The sequence below is a fragment of the Tardiphaga sp. genome (assembly GCF_025356345.1).
Lineage (GTDB): Bacteria > Pseudomonadota > Alphaproteobacteria > Rhizobiales > Xanthobacteraceae > Tardiphaga.
Genome location: NZ_JANXTC010000205.1, coordinates 18,070 through 39,307 on the forward strand (window position 1 = coordinate 18,070; position 21,238 = coordinate 39,307).

At 61.7% G+C, this 21,238-nt stretch carries 18 protein-coding genes and 1 pseudogene; 7 read left to right on the forward strand and 12 right to left on the reverse strand.

Annotated elements, in window-relative coordinates; genetic code table 11:
• Positions 1-10 precede the first annotated feature (10 nt).
• The 3 genes from Q0S16_RS12540 to Q0S16_RS12550 all read right to left on the reverse strand — a co-directional run bounded on the left by Q0S16_RS12540 (position 11) and on the right by Q0S16_RS12550 (position 3,341).
• The gene (locus Q0S16_RS12540) at positions 11-1,213 is read right to left on the reverse strand and encodes an efflux RND transporter periplasmic adaptor subunit (protein WP_295848651.1); all 1,203 of its coding nucleotides are present in this window, start codon (positions 1,211-1,213) and stop codon (positions 11-13) included.
• 251 nt (positions 1,214-1,464) lie between these two features.
• Positions 1,465-2,493 carry a cyclopropane-fatty-acyl-phospholipid synthase family protein gene (locus tag Q0S16_RS12545; RefSeq protein WP_295848654.1) on the reverse strand — a complete coding sequence of 343 codons (1,029 nt, stop codon included), beginning with the start codon at positions 2,491-2,493 and terminating at the stop codon, positions 1,465-1,467.
• On the reverse strand, positions 2,490-3,341 hold the full coding sequence (locus Q0S16_RS12550; protein ID WP_295848656.1) for a DUF1295 domain-containing protein: 852 nt from the start codon (positions 3,339-3,341) through the stop codon (positions 2,490-2,492). Before Q0S16_RS12550 ends, Q0S16_RS12545 begins: the two co-directional genes overlap by 4 nt.
• Before the next feature lie 182 nt (positions 3,342-3,523).
• On the opposite strand from Q0S16_RS12550, the gene Q0S16_RS12555 reads away from it, so the two are divergent.
• From Q0S16_RS12555 to Q0S16_RS12575, 5 genes and pseudogenes are all read left to right on the forward strand, one after another.
• Entirely contained in the window at positions 3,524-4,525 is a 1,002-nt protein-coding gene (locus tag Q0S16_RS12555; RefSeq protein WP_295848659.1) for a flagellar motor protein MotA, read from the forward strand.
• Positions 4,526-4,715: 190 nt separating this feature from the next.
• Positions 4,716-5,747, forward strand: a complete 1,032-nt coding sequence (locus tag Q0S16_RS12560; RefSeq protein WP_295848661.1) for a peptidoglycan -binding protein — start codon at positions 4,716-4,718, stop codon at positions 5,745-5,747.
• Positions 5,744-6,187: a GNAT family N-acetyltransferase gene (locus Q0S16_RS12565; RefSeq protein ID WP_295848717.1), complete on the forward strand. Its 444-nt coding sequence runs from the start codon at positions 5,744-5,746 to the stop codon at positions 6,185-6,187. The genes Q0S16_RS12560 and Q0S16_RS12565 overlap by 4 nt, the downstream gene beginning before the upstream one ends.
• Before the next feature lie 185 nt (positions 6,188-6,372).
• A pseudogene (locus tag Q0S16_RS12570) lies at positions 6,373-6,642 on the forward strand (oxidase); the annotation flags it as partial.
• Positions 6,643-6,676: 34 nt separating this feature from the next.
• Positions 6,677-6,979, forward strand: a complete 303-nt coding sequence (locus tag Q0S16_RS12575; RefSeq protein WP_295848662.1) for a cytochrome c — start codon at positions 6,677-6,679, stop codon at positions 6,977-6,979.
• A 186-nt stretch (positions 6,980-7,165) separates the two neighbouring features.
• Here the strand turns inward: Q0S16_RS12575 and Q0S16_RS12580 are convergent, their stop codons facing one another.
• The 5 genes from Q0S16_RS12580 to Q0S16_RS12600 all read right to left on the reverse strand — a co-directional run bounded on the left by Q0S16_RS12580 (position 7,166) and on the right by Q0S16_RS12600 (position 14,791).
• Positions 7,166-8,116 (reverse strand): antibiotic biosynthesis monooxygenase, encoded by a 951-nt coding sequence (locus Q0S16_RS12580; protein ID WP_295848663.1) that lies wholly within the window; start codon positions 8,114-8,116, stop codon positions 7,166-7,168.
• Positions 8,113-10,818 carry a molybdopterin cofactor-binding domain-containing protein gene (locus Q0S16_RS12585; RefSeq protein WP_295848664.1) on the reverse strand — a complete coding sequence of 902 codons (2,706 nt, stop codon included), beginning with the start codon at positions 10,816-10,818 and terminating at the stop codon, positions 8,113-8,115. The genes Q0S16_RS12580 and Q0S16_RS12585 overlap by 4 nt, the downstream gene beginning before the upstream one ends.
• On the reverse strand, positions 10,815-11,642 hold the full coding sequence (locus Q0S16_RS12590; RefSeq protein ID WP_366517826.1) for an FAD binding domain-containing protein: 828 nt from the start codon (positions 11,640-11,642) through the stop codon (positions 10,815-10,817). The genes Q0S16_RS12585 and Q0S16_RS12590 overlap by 4 nt, the downstream gene beginning before the upstream one ends.
• On the reverse strand, positions 11,643-13,028 hold the full coding sequence (locus Q0S16_RS12595) for a multicopper oxidase family protein (protein ID WP_295848665.1): 1,386 nt from the start codon (positions 13,026-13,028) through the stop codon (positions 11,643-11,645).
• Between the two features lie 731 nt (positions 13,029-13,759).
• On the reverse strand, positions 13,760-14,791 hold the full coding sequence (locus Q0S16_RS12600) for a putative sulfate exporter family transporter (protein WP_295848721.1): 1,032 nt from the start codon (positions 14,789-14,791) through the stop codon (positions 13,760-13,762).
• Positions 14,792-15,370: 579 nt separating this feature from the next.
• Between Q0S16_RS12600 and Q0S16_RS12605 the strand changes: the two genes are divergently transcribed.
• Positions 15,371-16,249, forward strand: a complete 879-nt coding sequence (locus Q0S16_RS12605) for a LysR family transcriptional regulator (RefSeq protein WP_295848667.1) — start codon at positions 15,371-15,373, stop codon at positions 16,247-16,249.
• Between the two features lie 66 nt (positions 16,250-16,315).
• On the opposite strand, the gene Q0S16_RS12610 is transcribed toward Q0S16_RS12605, so the two are convergent.
• A complete protein-coding gene (locus Q0S16_RS12610) occupies positions 16,316-18,175 on the reverse strand; it encodes an ABC transporter ATP-binding protein/permease (protein WP_295848668.1) in 1,860 nt (619 codons plus the stop codon).
• A gap of 161 nt (positions 18,176-18,336) precedes the next feature.
• On the opposite strand from Q0S16_RS12610, the gene rpmE reads away from it, so the two are divergent.
• On the forward strand, positions 18,337-18,594 hold the full coding sequence (rpmE, locus tag Q0S16_RS12615; protein ID WP_295848670.1) for a 50S ribosomal protein L31: 258 nt from the start codon (positions 18,337-18,339) through the stop codon (positions 18,592-18,594).
• Positions 18,595-18,688: 94 nt separating this feature from the next.
• Here rpmE and Q0S16_RS12620 read toward each other — a convergent pair whose 3' ends face one another.
• The 3 genes from Q0S16_RS12620 to Q0S16_RS12630 form a co-directional block, all read right to left on the reverse strand.
• Positions 18,689-19,777, reverse strand: a complete 1,089-nt coding sequence (locus tag Q0S16_RS12620; protein ID WP_295848672.1) for an acyltransferase — start codon at positions 19,775-19,777, stop codon at positions 18,689-18,691.
• Between the two features lie 73 nt (positions 19,778-19,850).
• Positions 19,851-20,363, reverse strand: coding sequence for a DUF1465 family protein (locus Q0S16_RS12625; protein WP_295848674.1), 513 nt, complete (start codon positions 20,361-20,363; stop codon positions 19,851-19,853).
• Between the two features lie 604 nt (positions 20,364-20,967).
• Positions 20,968-21,159: a DUF1192 domain-containing protein gene (locus Q0S16_RS12630; RefSeq protein WP_295848676.1), complete on the reverse strand. Its 192-nt coding sequence runs from the start codon at positions 21,157-21,159 to the stop codon at positions 20,968-20,970.
• Positions 21,160-21,238: the final 79 nt, after the last annotated feature.

The following is a 21,238-nucleotide window of genomic DNA, read 5'->3' on the forward strand; positions in this document are numbered from 1 at the left end:
TAATCAGGTCTCAGGGTTTCGCTATCGTGGGCTGATCGCCCGCCGCGGTGTTAATGGCGGTTTCCGCCTCGCTCCAGGGCAACGGCTTGACCTTGTCGCCCGGCGCAAATTTCTGGAACCCTTCGACGACGACGCGCTCGCCACCCTTCAGACCCTCGGTCACGAACCATTGGCCGTCCTGCACCGCGCCCATGCGCACCACCTGGGTGGCGACATGACCATCGGCCTTGACGACGAACACTTCCGCGCCGCCGCCGCCATTGCGCTGCACCGCCTGCTGCGGCACCGCGATGGCATCGGTATCGATGCCCTGTTCGATCTGCACCCGGACATACATGCCCGGAAGCAATTCATTCTTCGGATTGGAGAACTCACCGCGCAACGTGACATGGCCGGTGAACGTATCGACCTTGGATTCGGAGAACAGCAGCTTGCCGGCGATCGGATACAGCGTGCCGTCATCGAGCACCAGTCGCACCTTGGCGGCGCCGGCGATGCGGTCGAGATCGCCCTTGTCGAAGGCGCGACGCAGCGAGTTCATTTCGCTCACCGACTGCGTGAAGTCGGCATAGACCGGATCGAGTTGCTGAATGGTGGCGAGATTGGTGCTGTCATTCTGCACCACCAGCGCGCCTTCGCTGACCAGCGCGGCACCGACGATACCGCTGATCGGCGCGCGGATGGTGGCATAGTCAAGATTGAGCCTGGCGCGCGCGACGTCCGCCTTGCGGCCGGCGATTTCCGCCTCGGCCTGGCGCATCGCACCGATCGCCTTTTCGTTCTCGGCTTCGGACACCGCCTTCTGGCCAGCCAGCGTCGAAATTCGTCGCGCCTGCTGGAAGGTCACGTCGTAGGCCGCGGTCGCCTTGGCCAGCGCCGCGTCGCTGGCTTGCAATTCAACTTCGAACGGCTTCGGGTCGATGCGGTAGAGAGGGGTGCCGGCCTTCACTTCGCTGCCTTGACTGAACAGGCGCTCGACCACGATGCCGGACACGCGCGGACGCACATCGGCGACGCGGGTCGGGGCGATACGGCCGGGCAGTTCGCGGATCAGGGAACGCGCATGCGGCTTCACGGAGACGACGCTGACTTCCGGCTCTTCCGCGGCAATCGACGCCACCGCCTGCTTCGGCTCGCTGCAACCGGCCAGCCATGGCGCAAGCCCGGCCAGCGCCATCGCGAGAACAGCGGAGCGAGCATTGAATATCGTCATTGTACCTATCGTCCCTGAGTGTTGAACTCGACGTCTTGAACAGTGCTGCGGGCTCGCACACGCATCAAGGAGCCGCCGGACAATTGCCCATCGCGACTTTTCCGGATTTGACGAACCACGTTTGATAGTTGACGATAGGTCAGTTGCGCTGCAACGCAATAGAATTCAGGGCGGCGCAATGCCACATGGCGATACCACTTTGTAATCGCAGTGAATTCTTTGCTCTCACGCGATCGTGTGAGCGCCTTGAACTAGTTAACGGCGGTCATCCGGTAGTGGCTGACACCCCACTCGCTGCCATCGGCGTAACCGAACAGTCCGGCGGTCGCCAGAAAGAACCAGCGCCAGCGCCGCATCCATAGCGAAGTGCTGCTGCCATAGACCGGACGCAGCACGCGCTCGATCGCGTCGCGGTGGCGATCGAAGTTCTCCAGCCAGTCCAATGCGGTGCGGTGGTAATGCAAGCCGCTCCAGCGCCACTCCTTCTCGACCTCGAACAAATCGGCATATTGCCGGATCAACTGATGGCTCGGCATCACCCCGCCGGTGAAGAAATGCCGCGCGATCCAGTCTTCATCGTCGGCGCGATCGAAGAGATAAGTACCGGAGCGATGGGTGAAAATGTGCAGGAAGAAGCGGCCATCAGGCTTCAACCAGCCGCGCACCCGATTCATCAGTTCACGCCAGTTCATCATGTGCTCGAACATCTCCACCGAGACGATGCGGTCGAATTGCTGGCCCGGGTCGAACACATTCATGTCCCGGGTGATGACGTGAAGATTGATCAGGCCACGGCTGGCGGCTTCAGCCTCGATATATTCGCGCTGCGATCTGGAATTGGACACCGCGGTGACGCGGGAATTGGGAAACTGCCGCGCCATGAACAGCGACAACGAACCCCAGCCACAACCGAGCTCGAGAATCGACTGGCCGTCCGCGAGGTCGGCGTGTTCGATGGTCTGGCGCAGCGCCTCTTCCTCGGCCTCCCGCAGGGTCGATTCGGGCTCCTTGTAGAAGCACGACGAATATTTCCGGTTCTGTCCCAGCACCAGCGCGAAGAACGCCGCCGGCACTTCGTAATGCTGGGCATTGGCGGCATCGGTATGCTCGGCCACCGCGCGCGCCGCCATCTCGGTGGCAAAGGCGGCATCAGTGCTGACATCGCCCGCGGCCAGCCGGGTCGCGGTGCGCGAACACAATTGCTGGATGCCGGTGCGGATCACCATGTCCGGCAGCGGCACGCGTTCGGCAGTGCCTATGATCCTCGAGATAAAGCTCATTCCGTGGCTTCCTTCATCGATTCCTTCGGCAACGACTTATCGGACAAGGGCTTGGGCGGCATCGGAAAGAACGCGCTGGTCCGCGCCTGATAGGCGCGGTAGCTGTCGCCGCGCGACAGCAGCATCTGCTCCTCGAGCGGCGGAACGCCGGTGACGTAGCGCAGGATCCAGAACATGAACAACGGCGCCAGCAGCGTCGCCACGCCCCACGGATAGTCGAGCGACAGGGCGATCACCGGATAGGCCAGCCAGCACAACCATTCGAAGAAGTAGTTCGGGTGCCGCGACCAACGCCACAGCCCGATGTCGCAGACCTTGCCCTTGTTGGCCGGATCGGTGCGAAACGTCTTGAGCTGGGCATCGGAAACGGTTTCACCGACGATGCCGGCGAACAGGATCAGCACGCCGAGATAATCCTGCGGCCGCAACGCCTCGGAAGGGAAGCGCGAGGCCACGAAAATCGCGAACACCAGCGGGATCGAAGCAAAACCCTGATTCTGCAGAAACAGGAACATCTTCTTCGGCGAGTCGGCGCCCCAGTTCTTGGCAAAGGCGGCATAACGCGGATCATCGGTGATTCCGCGGGTACGGATGGCGATGTGCGACCCGAGCCGCACCGACCACACCGCCACCAGCGCGGCGACCAGCCATTGCCTGGCATTCGGCGCGGCCCCCGCCAGCGGCCATAGCGCGCTGCCAGCGCCGACCAGGCCGAGCGAGAACGTCCAGATGGTGTCGACCCAGCCCGAATTTCCCGTGCGCTGCTGCACCAGCCAGGCGCCGGTCATCAGGATCGACAGCGAAACCGCGATGGCGGCGATCGCTCCCAGATAATAGGTCAGTGTCATGTGAGGTCCCATATAGCGGCTAAATCAGCGGTGATTTCACAAATACGCTGTAATTCAAGCGCGGTTTCAGTCCAAAGTTCCATGGAACCCGCATGGGACAGCGGCTGACTTCGATCTTTTCTTGTTGCAGGGCTGTGCCATATTGCGCACCTGTCCTTCCCTCCCACGCAGATGAATCCCTCATGGCGCCAGGCTCCTCTTCCCGCTCCGCGATGGAGATCGAACTGACCAAGCTGTCCTCGCCGCGGATCTTCCTGGTGCGAATGGTTGTATTCCTGGTGCTGTGCGCGCTGGTGATGACGGTGCTCTACAAGCAGATCATGATGGCGTTCTTCGCCAATCCCGGTCTCAACGCGCTGATCGGGGCGGTGCTGTTCATCGGCATCATCCTGGCGTTCCGGCAGGTGATCCGGCTGTATCCCGAAGTCTCCTGGGTCAATAATTTCCGTATTTCCGACCCCGGCCTGGCGCTGGACCGGCGCCCGACTTTGCTGGCGCCGATGGCCGCCATCCTCGGCGGCGAGCGCTCCGGGCGGATGTCGATCTCGCAGCAGACGATGCGGCATCTGCTGGATTCGATCGCGACGCGGCTCGACGAGGCCCGCGACATCTCCCGCTACATGACCGGCCTGCTGGTGTTTCTCGGCCTGCTCGGCACCTTCTGGGGCCTGATCGAGACCGTCGGTTCGGTCGGCAAGGTGATCGACGGGCTGAAGGTCGGCGGCGACGCCGGCGCGCTGTTCGACACGCTGAAGGAAGGCCTCGCCGCGCCTCTGGCCGGCATGGGAATCTCGTTTTCGTCGTCGCTGTTCGGCCTCGCCGGCTCGCTGATCCTCGGCTTCCTCGATCTGCAATCCTCGGGGGCACAGAACCGCTTCTACACCGACCTCGAGGACTGGCTCGCCTCCACCGTGCGGGAATATTCCGGTGAAAGCGCCGCCGGCGCGTCGGGCGACCTGCAGCACGCCATCGAACGGCTGCGCATCACCATGGAAGAAGGCGGCAACAATCGCGGCACCACCACCGCGATGGCCAATCTGGCGGATGCGATCCAGAGCCTGGTGGCGCATATGCGCTCGGAGCAGGAGATGATCCGCGAATGGGCCGACGGCCAGGGCGAACAGAGCCGCGAGATCAAGGTCCTGCTGGAACGCATCGCTCGCCAGCCCGAGAAGAATCTATGAGCGGCGGCGTGCACGGAATTGATGTTCACGTTCCCCGGATGCTGCGCAACGCGTCGCCCTTGCGACGCGGTGCGCTGCCAAGCCGGGGTCCCGGTGCGTCCAAAACAAACCGGGATCCCGGATCCGCGGAGCGGCATGAAGAATGCCGCACCGCGTCCGGGAAACACTGCCGCATCCTGGAGAACATCTGATGGCCCTCGCACGCGGACGCCGCGGTTCTTCGGAATTCAACTACTGGCCCGGCTTCGTCGACGCGCTGTCGACGCTGGTGCTGGCCGTGGTGTTCATGCTGTCGATCTTCCTCGTGGTGCAGTTTTATCTGTCGCAGGAGGTCACCGGCAAGGACAAGGCGCTGGAGCAGCTCAATGCCAAACTGGCGCAGCTCGCCGATTTGCTGTCGCTGGAGAAGCTCGGCAAGCTCAATCTCGACGACCAGCTGTCGCAGATGCGCGCCGGCCTGTCGGCCGCCGAGTCCGAACGTGACCGCGTCAAGGGCCTGTATGACGGCCTCGCCAGCGCCGGCTCCGACGCCGCCGGCCGCGCCGGCGAACTCAACAGGGCGCTGGATTCCGAGAAGCAATTGTCGTCGCGCGCCCTGGCCCAGGTCGAGGTGCTGAACCAGCAGATCTCGGCGCTGCGCCGCCAGCTCGCCGCGCTGGAGGACGCGCTCGACGCCTCCGAGAAGCGCGACAAGGAGTCCCAGGGCCGCATCGTCGATCTCGGCCAGCGCCTCAATGTCGCGCTGGCGCAGCGGGTGCAGGAACTGTCGCGCTACCGTTCGGAATTCTTCGGCCGGCTGCGCGCCATTCTCGGCAACCGGCCGGATATCCGCATCGTCGGCGACCGTTTCGTGTTCCAGTCGGAAGTGTTCTTCGACACCGCCCAGGCGCTGCTGCTGCCGGAGGGCAAGGCCGAGCTCGACAAGGTTGCCAGCGCGCTAACCGAACTGGACAAGCAAATCCCGCCCGAGATCGCATGGGTGATGCGGGTCGATGGCCACACCGATTCACGGCCGATCCTCAACAGCCCGCTGTTCAAGTCGAACTGGGAATTGTCGAGCGCGCGCGCGATCTCGGTGGTGCAGTACCTGATTTCGCTCGGCGTTCCCGCGCAGCGCCTCGTCGCCGCCGGCTTCGCCGAATTCCAGCCGCTCGACACAGCCACCACCGAGGATGCCTACAAGCGCAACCGCCGCATCGAACTGAAGCTGACGGAGCGATAGCCGTGGAGCTGCGGCGCTACCGTACCAGCGATGAGGACGCCGCCATCGCGCTATGGCTGGAGACGTGGCGCAAGGCCTATCCGTCGATCGATTTCGACGCCCGCGTCGACTGGTGGCGCGCGCGCTGGCGCGACGAGCTGGTGCCGCTGGCTGAGATTGTGGTCGCCGAGCAGGATGGCGCAATGGTGGGTTTTGTGACCATCGACGCGACCGGGTATCTCGACCAGCTCGTCGTCAGCCCGGCGCAATGGGGCACCGATATCAGCCGCCGGCTCGTCGACGAGGCCAAGCGGCTGGCGCCCGGGGGCGTGACGCTGAAGGTCAACGCCGACAATGTTCGCGCGATCCGGTTTTACGAGCGCAACGGCTTTACGAAGACCGGCGAGGAAGTGAATTCGTCGGCGCGCGCGGTGCTGCTGATGGCGTGGAAGAGGGCCTGAGCCGTCATTGCGCGGAGCCGTCGCGACGAAGCCTGTCATGAGGCCGGCGCGGCCGGTCCCTGCGACTCGCAATCGAGCCTCACCGCCTCGGGAAACGGTGCCCTGCCCCGATCCGGAATTGGCCGCGCGCCGCGGCGGCCGCGATGGCGATGGACCAGCCGGGGGCCCAGTGCCATTGCGCTGAAGGGCATGCCTTCGAGAGCGGAAGCGGAATCAGGGAAGTTGTCGTTTCCAGCGACGGCGCAACGAGCTGGACGGCCGCATCGCTCGGAAAGGATCTTGGCAAGTTCTCCTTCCGGAAATGGCAGATGCCGGTGAAACTGGCCTCTGGCGGGCATGAACTGAAAGTCCGCGCGACCGGTCATGACGGCAAGGCCCAGCCGATGGAGACGTTGTGGAATCCGGCGGGCGATCTGCGCAACGTGGTCGAGACCACGCGCGTAACGGCGGCGTAAGGAAACAGTCACGACATATCGAAAACGCTGTGTTTTGGCTGTTCTGGCCGCGGTAACCATTGCCCTGTCAGGCATCGGGACCGTCGGTGCCAGGCCGTTCAATTACCAAGTTCCTGACGAAGCCGCGGAACTGAAGCCAGGCAAGAACCTCGAAGCGGTCCAGAACAATTGCACCGCTTGCCACTCGCCGGACTATTTCAAAACCCGGCCGCGGGGTCCCGCCTGCAAAACCGGCTTCTGGCAAGCGGAAGTGACGAAGATGATCAAGGTCCAAGGCGCGCCGATCGACGACGCCGACGTCGAAAAGATCATTCAATATCTGTCAGAAAACTATTGATCGCCAAACAGGGCTCGCCTGGAAGGCGGCTCCCGATCCATGAAGATCGCGCATGCCACGCCGAAGCGAGAGCGGCCAGAGAAGTCAGGAGCCGCGAATTCTAGCGGCTTTTGACTTAAGGCTGAGCTTTTTCGCGCGCGGGTCAGCCGATCCGAGATCTGTCGCGCACAGCGCCCGTACGACTGCCTACAAAACTCTCCAGAACAGCAGGATCATGATTGAATAGGCCGCGACCAGCAAACTGGCGCCCTGTAGATCCACCAGAGTCCGGCCGGGCTTCGCTGGTGAAAGCCACCATCGCAGCCGGGTAGCCGTCCACGGCACCAAATACGATGTAAGCAGGACGCTGAATGCATTGCCAATGAACAATGCGACCGGGAAATCCAGGCCTAGCGCCCTAGCGAGAATGGGAGTGCCGACCAACAGACCCCAAAGGAAGACCACCGGATAGAGCGTCAGAAGCACAATCATATTCATCTTCCATGCCGCCGGAGCTCCCTCGGGCGTCGCGTCGCGAAACCATTGTTCGAAACCGCTTTGCGCCATCCGGGTGTGGAATTCCGCGGTCAGCGGTGCGACTTCCTTCAGCAGCTGACGTCGTTCCGGTGACTCAAGCCAGGTCCGCAAATTGGTCTCGCTGTCAAAACGCAAGATCGCGATAAAATCCTCCTGCACGCCGGGCACCGACGGTTCGAAGCGATAGCCCTGCAACCCCGTTGCCTTCGACTGCGCCGCAGCGACCTTCTGCTCCCATTTCAGGTATTCAGCTTCCATCCCGGGCTTTACCCGCGTGCTCATCACTGCGGAAACCGGCGCTGTGCGCGCGGCGCTGGCGTCGTCGCGCACGATGTGAACGTCGTCGCGCCCCACAAGCATGGGGGTCGCGCCTTCGATTCGGGACTCCCGTTCGGACGACGCAAGCCATCGCTTGGCATCTCCCAGACTGGCGAAGCGCTGCAGGATCACCCAATCGACCTGCAGCGGCGGGTTGGGTGGCATCAATCGCTGCGCGATAAAGCCTGGAAAATTGGCAATCATCGCGCTCGTCTCGCCCTGCCATCGCGCAAAGGCGTCAGCGCTTTCCGGCCGAACGCATGTTTGCGTGACGATGCTGACGCTGGTCGCAGGATCACTCATGCGGAGCTGGCAAGTTTGGCGTAAATACGATCGGGCGTGTACGGAAGATGAGCAAACCGCACACCCGTGGCGTGGGCCAACGCATTCGATACAGCCGGCGCAACCGGATTGATGGCGCATTCTCCCTGCGACTTGGCACCAAGAGGCCCAATCAGGTCGATCGTGTCTGCAAAAAAGATATCCGTCGGCGGCGTGTCAGCGAAGGTGGCAATCCGACAATTGCGAAGCTGCGGATTCACCATCTGCCCGTCATCGTTATGAACCATGTTCTCGAGCAACGCCCAGCCAAAGCCCATCGCAACGGCGCCGTCGAGCTGGCCGCGGCACTGCATCGGATTGATGGGCCTGCCGATATCGGCCGCATGCACGCTGTGCAGCACACGGATCTCGCCGGTAACGCGATGTACAGCAAGTCGCACCCCTTGGACGTTGAATGCAATGGTGCGGGGCGAGAGGTAGGCCCGACGGCTCACGGAGAAGCGATGATCGACCTTCGCTCCTTCAGCATGCAGGTCACGCAGCAGGATCCGCTGATTGCCGCAGAGCACACCGTCGTTGTCGAGGCGGCATTGATCGATTGCCACACCGGTGTGGCGACTGGCAAAGCTGACGATGTCGTCTGACATGGCCTGAGCAGCCAGGTGAACCGCCTTGCCTCCTACCACCGTGCCCGTGCTCGCAAATGTACCGGTGTCATATGGGGTGCGATCGGTATCGGCATTGATGATGTCGATATCAAGTATCCGCGTGCCCAGGATCGCCGCCGCGATCTGCTTGTGCGCGGTGACGATTCCGTTGCCCATTTCAGTCGATCCGCAGGCGAGATGGTAGGTGCCGTCTGGCAGTAGTCGCATCTCGGCGCCGGACCGATGCTCGGTCGGCGGACCGCACTCCAGCATGGCCAGTGCAACGCCTTGGCCCTCGGCCCATTCCGCCCCGTCGGGCTTCGAGACGCCATTGCCCTTCCGCAACTCCCGCTCGACGATATCAAGGCATTCGTCGATGCCATGACTGCCGAAGCTCGCGTCATTTGGCTCTTTCCAGATCGACTCGACGTTGTCGCCAGGCCGCACCACATTCTTCCGCCGCATCTCGAACGGGTCGATGTTCAGCAGCTTTGCCAACTCATCGATCGCGCATTCGATGGCAAAGGTGGTCTGCGAGGCGCCATAGCCGCGAAACCCGCCGCCGGGCGTCATGTTGGTATAGACGGCGTGGCCGATGCCCTTCTTGTTCGCACAGCGATAGGCCGCGATCGGGCTTGCCATCGCGGCGGCGAGCGTCTCGCCGCCATGGCCGCCATAAGCGCCGGTGTTGGAGTACACCTCCACGTCGAGCGCCGTCAGCGTGCCGTCCCTGCGCGCACCGATCTTCACCTTGGTGGTCATCTGATGCCGGGTCGTCGCGCCGATAAATTCTTCCTCGCGGTTCCACTCCCACTTGACCGGGCGTCCCAGTTTCATCGTGGCAAAGAGCGCGAGATCTTCCGATACCATTTCCTGTTTACCGCCGAACCCACCTCCGACGCGCTCTGTAAAGACGTGCAGGTCGCGGGCGGGAATTCCCATGATGTAGGCCAGCTTTTTCTGAACGGCGAAAGGCCCCTGCGAACTCGTGCGGACATGCCAACGCTCGTCTTCACCCTTCCAGGCGATTGATCCATGCGTTTCCAGATGAACATGCTGCACGCGAGTGGTCGAGTAGGTCTTCTCGTGAACCGCATCGGCCTCCTTGAAGCCCTGGGCGACATCACCGATCTCACCTTGCAGCGTGCAGAAGATATTGTTGCTGGCGGTGACGAGGTCCTTGTCATGCAACAGCGGGGCGTCGGGTTGCATCGCCAATACCGGATCGAATACGGTCGGCAATATCTCATATTCCAGGTACAGCGCTCGGCAGCCGGCCTCGGCCGCGGCTTCCGTCTCAGCCACTACGGCGGCTATCCGCTGGCCCGCGAAGCGAGCGACATTGTCGAGCAGCAGGATGTCATCGGGGTCGACCAGATGGTCCTCGTGCAAGGCCGAACTGAACCGACGCTTCGGCACATCTTGCCAGGTATAGACCGCAACGACTCCGGGTATGGCGAGCGCGGCTGTTCGGTCGATGGAGACAATTCGCGCATGCGCATGCGGGGAGCGCAGAACCTTGAGGTGCAGTAGCCCCTCGATCGCCAGATCCATCGTATAGCGCGCTTCGCCGGTCAAGATGGCAGCCGTGAAGGGATTGGGCAGGTTGGCGCCGAGTGCCCGTCCGGCCTCGTCCGGTTCGATGTTGCATATGCCAAGCAGCGCGTCATTGATGGACCGATAGCCGGTGCAGCGGCAGAGATTTCCTTTCAGCGCATGCGGCAGATCGGCCTTCTGCGCGTCATTCAGCGTCACCGCTGTCATGATCATGCCGGCGGTGCAATACCCGCATTGGAAGGCTTGCGCCTCGTGAAAAGCTTGTTGCATGGGATGCAGTTCGCCATTTCGGGCCAGCCCCTCGATCGTCGTGATCTCGCGCCCCTCGCCCCGGAACGCGGGTACCAGACAAGAGTGGAATGGCTTGCCGTCTATATGCACCGTGCAAGCGCCGCAATCACCCGCGTCGCAACCTTTCTTGACACCGAACACCTCGAGGTCGCGCAAGAAAGTGCGCAAGCACTGGCCGGCAGCCGGCTTATTCGCGTAGCGACGACCATTTATTTGGAAATGGGTCAAGCGAGCTCCATACGTATCTGTTCGGCAAGATATTGCGTGACATGACGTTTGTACGGAGCCGATCCATGCACGTCGTCGAAATAGTCTTCCAGCGGCAACCGGGCGTCGAGGGCATGACGCAACGCTTCCGCCGATGGAAAGGTAGCGAAGCGCAGTTGCACCGGCCGCGGCGTGGCCGCCGAAACAGTGAGCAGGAAATTGGCGTTATCATCTCCCACCGTGGCGATGATCAGGGCGGCCGAGCGGCCGAGCTTGGTAAGCGACACCTGCCGCATGGCGGTGCGTTTTGACAAGGCCGATACAGGCAGGTGTATCTTCCGCAGCAGTTCGCCCTTTTGCAGCACGTTCTGGTGATCGCCGGTGATGAAATCAATGACGGACACCTCGCGCGGGTTGCCGTTGCGTGGCCACAGCGTGCAGACGCCTTCAAGGGCTGCCGTCAATGAGATCATGGCGCCAGCGGGAAGCGACATGCAGACATTGCCGCCAATGGTCGCGGCATTCCATATCTTGAACGACATCAGGAAAGAGTCGATGCATTCCCGGAACAGAGGCACCGCGCGCCATCCTGGCGGACCTTCGAAGTCATGCAGTTCGACGATCCGGCAAGTCGCTGCGATATCGAGACCCGCTTCCGTCGCCGTCAACGGTGCCCAGCCCAGCCCGTCAAGATCGATCAGCGTATCGACGGCCAACTGTGGCTCGGAGAACAACCAGGTGCCGCCGGCCAGCCACGAATAGCCATCGCGCCAGCCATCGACGTCCGCGACGGATACCGGACGCATGACTTCAGTAATCGTGTTCAGATTCATGCTGGTTTCCACTCAAGGCTTGAAGACTTCAACGGTCTGCATCATCCCCATTTCTTCATGATTCATCATGTGGCAATGGAGCATGTAGACGCCGGTATAATCGAGAAAGCGTGAGCGGAAGACGACCTGGCCACCCTTGCGCTCGACGATCACGGAATCGCGCCATTCCGGCACGTCCAGCACCTTGCCGTTGACCGACACGACCTGAAACGGATTGGTATGAATATGAAAGACATGGTCGTCATGCACATGCGTATTAATGATCGTCCATTCTTCCACCGCACCGAGCTTGACCCGGTGATCCACGCGGTTCGGATCAAACGTCTTTCCATCAACAAAGAAGCTGAACTCTCGCCAATGGCCGGCAGCATCGGCCTCTGGCGCGGTTGCTGAAAACGTCACCGTACGGCGGTTGGTGACTTCGGACGCCTTGATGGATTTGAGCGGCGCGGGCGGCAACTGGCTCGGCAGCTTCATGTCCATCGGCGTGCCTGACACGACTAATGTCGCCAGTGGGCCAACCGGCGAAGGGTGCCCCTGATCGTACGGCGCAGCCGTCAGCGCGTAGCTGCCGGCGGATCCCGCTTGCACCAGCAGATCAGCGCGCTGGCCAGGAGCGATCAGAAGTTGCTTGAGAGACTGCATGGCCCCGAGTTGAATACCATCATAGGCGATGGCATGCAGGTCATGCTTCTGTAGATCCAGCAGCATGTCGTCCTGATAGGCGGCATTGAGGACGCGCCATCGCTGCACTTCGCCTGGACGCATCTCGATCTTGGGCCGGCGCTGACCGTTGATGGCCAGGAAGCGTGTGGCCGTTTCGGGAAAAACGGTCTCGAAATCCTCGATCATGCCGTTGGCGTCGTGGACCACCTGGGTCAGCACCAGCATTCGCTCGCGGGCAGATGCGATCTGTGGCACGTCGGCGAAATCGCCTTCGATGATGACGGCGCCTACCATGCCGCTCGACAACTGTATATCGGCGCTGCCGTGGTGGTGGGGGTGATACCAGTAAGTCCCTTTGGTGTGGTCCTCCGGCAGCTTGATCTCAATGTCGTAGGTATGGCCGGGGGCCATCGACCGCATCACGTTGTCGGCGATACCGCTTGGGCTTACATGCGATCCCTGGAAGTGAAAATTGGTGTTATTGAACTGATGCGGCCGACTAATATCGGCGGGTAGCCAATCGCGGTTTGGCGGCAGATCGTTGATCAGCTTGATACGCAGGGTTTCACCGGGCTTCATGCGCAAGGTCGGCCCAGGACTACCGCCTTCATAAGACCGGACATAGAGCTTGACGCCACCGATATGCCGGTAAGCATAGGCTGCTCTCAGAGAGGTGCTCAAGACGCCATCAACAGATCGCCGCACCTCGGGCTCGACAAGCGGCTGATCCATGGCTGGCGCCGGCCTGTCTGGCACCATGCCGAGAGAGGGAGACATGTCCATCGGGGAGGATATCCCCTTCGCACCGTGCTTGTGACCTTGGGCCTGGACGACCCCCGAAGTTAGTAGGACCGCGCCGATCCCGACGCTAGCGTCTAGCAGTTGGCGCCGTGTCAGCTTTTTCATGATCTTTGCGATGAGGAAGGCGCAATTCTTCTGTTCTTACCCTGCTGCATCTGAGTCTCACGTTGCCCGTAAGTTATTCTTTTTTAGTATATGTCTTTATTAAGATCGACAAGAAAAAGTTCCATGGAATTTCTGATTGCAATAATCGACGGATTAGTTGATCCGGCCAGGCTACATGCTCACTACTGGCAACGAGCACGCATTGCTTCCTTAAGCCGTTCGATATCTTCGCCAATCTTGCAGTCGTCCGGGGCACCGCTTTCGCGTAGTCATGTTTATTATGCTTCGATACGCCGCAACTATCGACGTTTGCCGAGCATGATCTGCTGCACTGCAATCGCATTGTCTCTGCGCTTTCGGTGGCGCATCCGATCGGCGGGTTGGCATCAACCAAATCTACGCTGGCTCGTCCTCTTTCGTGCTACATAAATACCACTACATTTATTCTTGAAACCGCCGATGTAGTTGGTGATGCGGCCGGTATTGCACTTTTTATCCTGAGTGGCTTCCGGCCCAAGCCTGAGCAGCCGCGCCGCGCCAGTGTCGGGACAGAGCGCCTATGGCGCTCCGATGGCGTAGATCAAGCCGAGACTCATGGTGGCCAGCACGATCAGTGAGGTCGTAACGGCGAGCACGACACGCAGCCCGGCCTGCGCAACTGTCTTCACATCCACACCGAGACCTAATGCCGCCATTGAGATGGTCGTCAGAATGGTCGCTGTGGTTGCCACGGGCTTGAGCAAGCCAGCCGGGATCAATCCGAGCGAACGCAGCGCGGCGACCAGCAGAAAGCCGAGAATGAACCATGGCACCAGTTGGAACAGCCCGAGGCGCGGGCGCCCTTGTTGCGTGTCGGCGTTGTCGGTGCGCAAACGGCCCGCGATGAGGGACAGCCCCAGGACGACAGGCCCGAGCATCAACACGCGAACCAGTTTGACCACGGTACCTATCTGGTTGCTGAGGGCCCCGATGGGAAGCGTCGCAGCGAGCACTTGCGGCACGGCATAAACGGTCAGTCCGGCAAGGATGCCGTATTGCGTCAATGACATCGTCAAAACCGGGACGAGGAGCGGAAGCGCGAGCACGACCACGACACCCAGAACGGCCGTAAAGGCGATGGAAGAAGCGACATCGTCGCTCTCCGCATCGATGACGGGTGCGACGGCCGCGATGGCGGAGTTGCCGCAGATCGAATTGCCGCAGGCAATAAGAATGGACATTTTCCGCGGCAGCCCCAAACCGCGGCAGATGCCGTAGCTGGTTGCGATCGCGACCGCGACAATCAGAGCAATGCCCACCAACAGAAGTGGACCCAGTGCGACGACGGTGGCGACGCTGATGGAGGCACCAAGCAGCACGACCGCCACTTCGAGGAGGATCTTGCTACTGAACCGGACACCATCGTCCCATGACGCGCCCGGGGTCCAGAAGCTGCGAACAACGACGCCGAGAATGATCGCCAGCACCAGCGCTTCCAGGTAGGGCTCATGGAAAAGCCGAACCTCGATCGCTTCCATCACAGTTGCGACGATTGTCAACGCGACGCAAAGCAAAATCCCGGGCAGAAAGCTCAATAATCGCGTGGGCATGGGATCAGCCTCAATGAGGGTGTGGGCGGAAAGGTTCGCCCTTTCGAACCATGTCATAGGCATGCGTTGGTTCCGATGGGTGAAACCTAGCTTCGATGAATTGAGTTATCCAATTGATTGTACGACTTGGATTGATCGATTTTTTCGATGTGTCACGATACGCTCCGTCGTTCTGGAATGATCATTCGCGCATTGCGATGAGCAAACTCGCAGGACCGAGGTCACACCGCGAAGTCGAAGGGGGCGTGGTCTTGACGATCCGGACGCGGCTTGCCGAGCCGACCGCACTTCTCAAATCGCGTCCTATGACGGCGCTCAACGTGACACGACTTCGCGCGGCGTCCGGCGCTGGTCGGCGGTGTGATCTGAACGCTTGGGCTGCATGTGACCGTTAGGAGCGTACACCGCTGAGCAGGGGCAAAGCCGGTTCCAATTGCCATCGGGATACGATACTTTTTACCGTGGTCCCCGCGTGTCACGACAAGACGTCCCGTGGCGCCAATGATTCCACCACTTCTGAACCGAATGATCGCGGATGCATGACGACATCGACGACCTTGTATCTGCGAGCGGCTTCGCATGACGCTTGAGCAATTGCGTATATTCATCGCGGTCGCGGAGAGACAGCACGTCACGCGAGCCGCGATCGAGCTTAATCTCACGCAATCCGCGACGAGCGCGGCGATCGCCGCTCTCGAATCCCGCTATGGTATCAAGCTCTTCGATCGCGTCGGGCGAGGTATCGTGCTCACGCAGATCGGCCGACAGTTTCTGGTCGAAGCCCGCGCGGTGGTCACACGAGCCAAAGCCGCATCTCGGGTACTCGACGATCTCGCGGGATTAAAGCGTGGGTCGCTGTCCATCGCCGCCAGCCACACGGTGGCAAATTATTGGCTACCGGCACGTATCCAGAGGTTCAAGATCGCGTATCCGGGAATTGATATCAGAATGGCGATTGCCAATACCGAGCAGGTCGCCCAACTTGTGCATCACGGCAACATGGATTTCGGCTTCGTCGAAGGCGACGTGAAGGATCAGACTCTTCAGGTCCGGAAATTCGAGGGTGATGCGCTGGTCGTCGTTGTCGGCAAGACTCATCCGCTGGCCCGGTCCAACCGCGTGACGACCAGAAATCTGACCAGTACATGCTGGATCTTGCGAGAACCCGGCTCGGGCACGCGAGCCATGTTTGAACAAGGCCTTCGCAAACACGGCCTCAAGATCGCTGATCTGAAAGTCTCCCTTGAGCTTCCGTCGAATGAGGCAATCAGGACCGCGATCGAGGCCGGTGAATGCGCGACCGCCATCTCGGATCTGGTTGCTAAGCCTTCGCTCGATGCCAAGACGCTTTATCGCCTCAAGATCGATCTTCCGAAGCGGTCCTTCACATTGCTTCGCCACAAGGAGCGATATGCCTCGCTCGCCGAGAAGGCCTTCATCGATTCACTTGGTATTTAAACCAGTCCGCCAGGCCAATACCGGCGACCGTGGATCCCGTCGCGGCTGGTCGGGCGAGAAAAACCTTCACACCCCGAACTGCAGTCGCGCCAGCCGCGCATACAACCCGCCCGCGGCGACCAGCGAGGCATGGGTACCCTGCTCGACGATGCGGCCTTGCTCCATCACCAGGATGCGGTCGCAGGACAGCACGGTGGCGAGGCGATGCGCGATTACCAGCGTGGTTCGATGCTTCATCAGCTCTTCCAGCGCGGTCTGCACCAGCGTCTCGGATTCCGCGTCGAGCGCCGAGGTGGCTTCATCGAGCAGCAGCAGCGGCGCGTCGCGCAGGATGGCGCGGGCGATCGCGATGCGCTGGCGCTGGCCGCCGGACAACGTCACGCCGCGCTCGCCGAGCTCGGCGTCGAACCCGCCCGGCAGGCGACCGATGAATTCGGTGGCATGGGCGAGACTGGCGGCGTGCTCGACCTCGGCATCGCTGGCACCGGGCCGGCCGAAGCGGATGTTTTCACGCGCGGTGGCGGCGAACACCACGGAATCCTGCGCCACCAGCGCGATGCGCTGGCGAAGCTCCCGCGGATCGGCGTCGCGGACCGGCACGCCGTCGAACGAAATCACGCCGCCCTTGGGATCGTAGAACCGCAGCAGCAGATGAAACAGCGTGCTCTTGCCGGCGCCGCTGGGCCCGACAATGGCGACCTTCTCGCCGGATTTCACCGAAAGCGAGACGTCGTCGGCCGACAGGATGTCGGGCCGCGTCGGATAGGCGAAGCTGACATGGTCGAACACCACGTCGCCGCGCGCCGGCCGCGGCATCGCAAGCGGCTTGGCGGGAGCCTCGACGTCGGATTTGACGTTGAGGATTTCGAACAGTCGCTCGGCGGCGCCGGACGCGGCCGAGACCTCGCCCCAGACTTCGCTGAGCTGGCCGAGGCTGGAAGCGGCGAACGCCGCGTAGAGCACGAACTGGCCGAGCCGGCCCGGCGTCAGCGAGCCGATCAGCACGTCATGCGAGCCGACCCAGAGAATACCGACCACGCTGGAGAACACGATGAAGATGATGATCGCGGTCAACACGGCGCGGGCGCGCGTGGTGCTGACCGCGGCGGCATAGGACCGCTCCACGCCGCCGCCGAAACGGGCATTGGCGAGGCCTTCATTGGTGTAGGCCTGCACGGTGCGGATCGAGCCGACCAGTTCGCCGGCATAGGCGGAGGCCTCCGCCAGCGTGTCCTGCGCCTCGCGCGACAGCCGGCGCACCCAGCGCCCGAACGCGACCAACGGAATCACGATCAGCGGAATCGCCGCCAGCACGAAGCCGGACAGTTTCGGACTGGTGATCACCATCATGGAGGCGGCGCCGAGAAACAGCACGATGTTGCGCAGCGCGATCGACACCGAGGCGCCGACGGCGGATTTGATCTGGGTAGTGTCGGCGGTGAGCCGCGACACCAGCTCGCCGGAACGCGACGAATCGAAAAACGCCGGCGACAGCGCGGTGAGATGGGCGAACACATCGCGGCGCAGATCGGCGACAATGCGCTCGCCGATGGTCATGACCAGGTAATAACGCGAGGCGCTGGCGCCGGCCAGCACCGCGACCACCGCGATCATCACGCTGAAATAGCTGTTGATGAGCGCGATACCTTCGGGGCTGAAGCCGAAATCGATCATGCGGCGCGCCGCGATCGGCACCACCAGCGTGGTCAGCGCCGCGACCGTCAGCGAGATCAGCGCTAGCACCGCGCGGCCGCGATAGCGGCCGACATAGGGCGCCAGCGCCAGCAGCGGCTTCAATTTGGCCCGGCTGGGCGCCGGAACATCGACCACTGCATCGACCAGAGAGGGTTCGGGAAGTACCGGTTCTGGCTGCGGAGCCAGGGGATTTGGGCCGCGGGGGACGTCTAGCCGTTCGACTGCGCTCATGATTTCCATCAACCTCGGATGCCTGCCTCAGATAGGCCCCCGGACCCCGGCTGGCAATTGATCTAACCATCCTTGTCTTGACGGCATTCCTGCGATATAGAGCGATTAAATCTGTCCCTCTTACGCCGATATGCAGGCGCTAGCGCGCCGAAGGAATTGCCATGAAAGCCGATGTTCACCCCGATTATCACGCCATCACCGTTGTCATGACCGATGGCACCGAGTTCCACACCCGCTCGACTTGGGGCAAGGCGGGCGACAAGCTGAACCTCGACATCGATGCCAAGACCCATCCGGCGTGGACCGGCGGTTCCGCCCAGATGCTCGATCGCGGCGGCCGCGTGTCGCGCTTCCAGAAGAAGTTTTCCGGCTTCCTCAAGAAGGACGAGCCGGCCAAGGACGAGGCGGCTTCGGCCTGATCGTCGGGATTTCTGCGAAAACGCCCCGCTTCGCGGGGCGTTTTTCGTTGTGAAGGGCTCAAGCTCCTCGCCGCAATGAAGCCGGGGACCGATGTCAGGCGCCGACCACGCGCGGATGATCCTTGTTCGGACCAAACCCGTCGACGATCGCCTTGCGGCCGGGCATTTCAACGAATCGGTAGCTCAGTTCCGACAGACCCCAGATCGCGGCAACGCAGACGCCGGCGGCGCCGATATAGACCGCTTCGGTCTCGCCGAAATACCGCCAGGTCCGCACCGCGAAGCTGATGAACAGCGGATGGATCAGATAGATCGAGTAGGAGATGATGCCGAGCCGGTAGACCAGTGCGTTGCCGAACAGCGCCTGCGCGGCGCGGCCGTCACGCGACAGCACCGCGACCAACGGAATGAACAGCAGATACAGCGGCAGGTCGCCGCGGCTCGCCAGCCCAACCATCGCCATCGCGACCAGGATACCGATCACCAGCGCGTCCTGCATCGCCATCGACAACCGGTCGATGATCCCGGCAAAGCGGAAGATCGCCAGCCCCAGCGTGAAGCCGGCCACCGCGCGCAGCAGCGGGTAGAACGAATTGCCATTGACGACGTCGAGCGGGCCGCCGGAGCCGCGACCGCTGACACTGACGGCATAGATCGCGACCAGGGCCACAACGACCGCCAGCACGGCCGTGAACGCGCTCTTGCGCAAGGTAAAGGCCATCAGGATCGGCAGCAGCAGATAGGAGCCCATCTCGGCGCTCGCGGCCCAGGCGACGCCGATCACCGGATAGATGTACAGACCCCAGCCCGACATCATCAGCAGGTTGCCGATCCAGTCCCACGCCGAATACATGTCCAGCGTTTCCCCGGACAGGCCGGCGGCGATCTTGGCCAGATAGAACAGGCCGATGATGAAATACGCCGGATACAGCCGCGCCACGCGCTTCAGCATGAAGGTGGCGAATTTTGCCCGGGTAAGATGCGCGAAGGCGTCGCGATAGGTCAGCGCCATCACATAGCCGGACAGCATGAAGAACAGGTCGACGATCAGGTAGCCGAACGGGATCCGGAAATACGACGCGGTACCGCCGGTCGAGAGCTGAACATCGCCGAAATGATAGACCACGATGATCGCCGCGGCGACGCCGCGCACGCCCGTCAACGCCCTGATATCCGCCGCCATGTCGATGTCCCCGTTCCGAACGCGCAGCCTAGCGCATGCGGGACTGTCGGAGAACCGACTTAGTTGGGGGCGCCTAGCGCTCGAACGCGGCCTTCAGCCGGTTCATCTGCGGCACCAGCGGATTGCCGATCGCGGCGCGCTCGGCCGTCGAGGCATGGATCGAGACGTCGAGGCGGCGCACCTTGCTCTGCAACGTCATCGAGCGCGTGATCAGCACCTGCAACTGCTCCGGTAATTTGCCGACCATGTCGTTCGGGCTCGGATCGGCGGCGCTGAGCTTGACCTTGGTCTTTTCGCGGTTGGCCTGGTTGAGCGTCATTTCGCCCTCTTTGACCGCGCGGTGCAGCAGCAGCCAGGACGCCAGCTGCATCAGCCGGGTGGTCAGCCGCATACTTTCGGTGGCGTAGGTCAGGCTGACGGAGCGGTCCAGCGCCTTGGCCTCGGAGCGCCCGGCGCCATCGAGATAGGCCGCGGTCTCCTCGACCAGGTCCATGCCCTCGCGGAACAGCGTCGCGAACGCCGCGGAATTGGTCAGCCGCTCGCTGAACTGGACGAGCGCGGGTTCGCTGTGCAAAAGGTCCGACATAGTTAACGCCTCACGCCACTTGTTTCGCAGCCCGCTCTGAAGTCGCGGCCGGCTTTATGATGAACAAATCATTGCGCGTGCGGGGCGGAGAGTCCAGCGGTGGAAAATTAAAGAAGTGTTTATGGTAACCAAAAAAAAAGAGCCGCCGTTTCCGGCGGCTTTGAAGTTGATAACAGGGAGGCGTCAAACAGAGTGGACAGGAGCCACTCGGTGTCCAAACAAGGACGATTTAAGTAATATGCGAGAAAGCTTAATTGCGGGTAAATGAGCGGTTTTTGTAAGATTTTGTTGGCCATCCAGCGATGGTCGAAGTGTATCAAAACGGGACTCTGCCAGAGCTCGCCCTGCGAATGGAAACCACTCGCAAATCCCGCCCCGTCATTGCGAGGTCAGGCAAAGCCAATTGGCTCTCCCCTGAGCCCTTGCGACGAAGCAATCCAGTCTTCGCTTATGGCTTTCTAGATTGCCGCGTCGCTCCGCTCCTCGCAATGACGGCGGAGAGAGCTTCGTGTCCCGGACGCGCGGCGACAACCGAGACCCCGGCTCTGCGAAGCAATACTTCGTATTGCATCGCATCCGGGGAACGGGCCCTACCCGATCATCCTCAACTCTTGAAAAACCGGTCGGCGGCATCCCTTGTCGCACGCTTCAATTGCATGCTGGATTGCAGACGCTGGATCTCGCCGTTGAGCAAGGCAATCCGCTCGGCCAGTTCTTCGACCGACAATAGCGTCAGATCCTGGCCGATCTCGTGGCTGATCTTTTTCTTCGGCTTGTCGTCGTCATCGGTCGCCATGATTTTGCCTTGTCGCTCAACGGGGCGCGGTTGCCAGTCTTCACCGGGCTGTCTAATCAGTTGGCAATGCCACTCTCGC

What these genes read in the sequence shown, in the direction of transcription:
- Q0S16_RS12540 (WP_295848651.1), bottom strand. Translation starts at nt 1,213, where the DNA reads ATGACGATATTCAATGCTCGCTCCGCTGTTCTCGCGATGGCGCTGGCC.
- Q0S16_RS12545 (WP_295848654.1), bottom strand. Translation starts at nt 2,493, where the DNA reads ATGAGCTTTATCTCGAGGATCATAGGCACTGCCGAACGCGTGCCGCTG.
- Q0S16_RS12550 (WP_295848656.1), bottom strand. Translation starts at nt 3,341, where the DNA reads ATGACACTGACCTATTATCTGGGAGCGATCGCCGCCATCGCGGTTTCG.
- Q0S16_RS12555 (WP_295848659.1), top strand. Translation starts at nt 3,524, where the DNA reads ATGGCGCCAGGCTCCTCTTCCCGCTCCGCGATGGAGATCGAACTGACC.
- Q0S16_RS12560 (WP_295848661.1), top strand. Translation starts at nt 4,716, where the DNA reads ATGGCCCTCGCACGCGGACGCCGCGGTTCTTCGGAATTCAACTACTGG.
- Q0S16_RS12580 (WP_295848663.1), bottom strand. Translation starts at nt 8,116, where the DNA reads ATGAGTGATCCTGCGACCAGCGTCAGCATCGTCACGCAAACATGCGTT.
- Q0S16_RS12595 (WP_295848665.1), bottom strand. Translation starts at nt 13,028, where the DNA reads ATGGATCAGCCGCTTGTCGAGCCCGAGGTGCGGCGATCTGTTGATGGC.
- Q0S16_RS12600 (WP_295848721.1), bottom strand. Translation starts at nt 14,791, where the DNA reads ATGCCCACGCGATTATTGAGCTTTCTGCCCGGGATTTTGCTTTGCGTC.
- Q0S16_RS12605 (WP_295848667.1), top strand. Translation starts at nt 15,371, where the DNA reads ATGACGCTTGAGCAATTGCGTATATTCATCGCGGTCGCGGAGAGACAG.
- Q0S16_RS12610 (WP_295848668.1), bottom strand. Translation starts at nt 18,175, where the DNA reads ATGAGCGCAGTCGAACGGCTAGACGTCCCCCGCGGCCCAAATCCCCTG.
- rpmE (WP_295848670.1), top strand. Translation starts at nt 18,337, where the DNA reads ATGAAAGCCGATGTTCACCCCGATTATCACGCCATCACCGTTGTCATG.
- Q0S16_RS12620 (WP_295848672.1), bottom strand. Translation starts at nt 19,777, where the DNA reads ATGGCGGCGGATATCAGGGCGTTGACGGGCGTGCGCGGCGTCGCCGCG.
- Q0S16_RS12625 (WP_295848674.1), bottom strand. Translation starts at nt 20,363, where the DNA reads ATGTCGGACCTTTTGCACAGCGAACCCGCGCTCGTCCAGTTCAGCGAG.
- Q0S16_RS12630 (WP_295848676.1), bottom strand. Translation starts at nt 21,159, where the DNA reads ATGGCGACCGATGACGACGACAAGCCGAAGAAAAAGATCAGCCACGAG.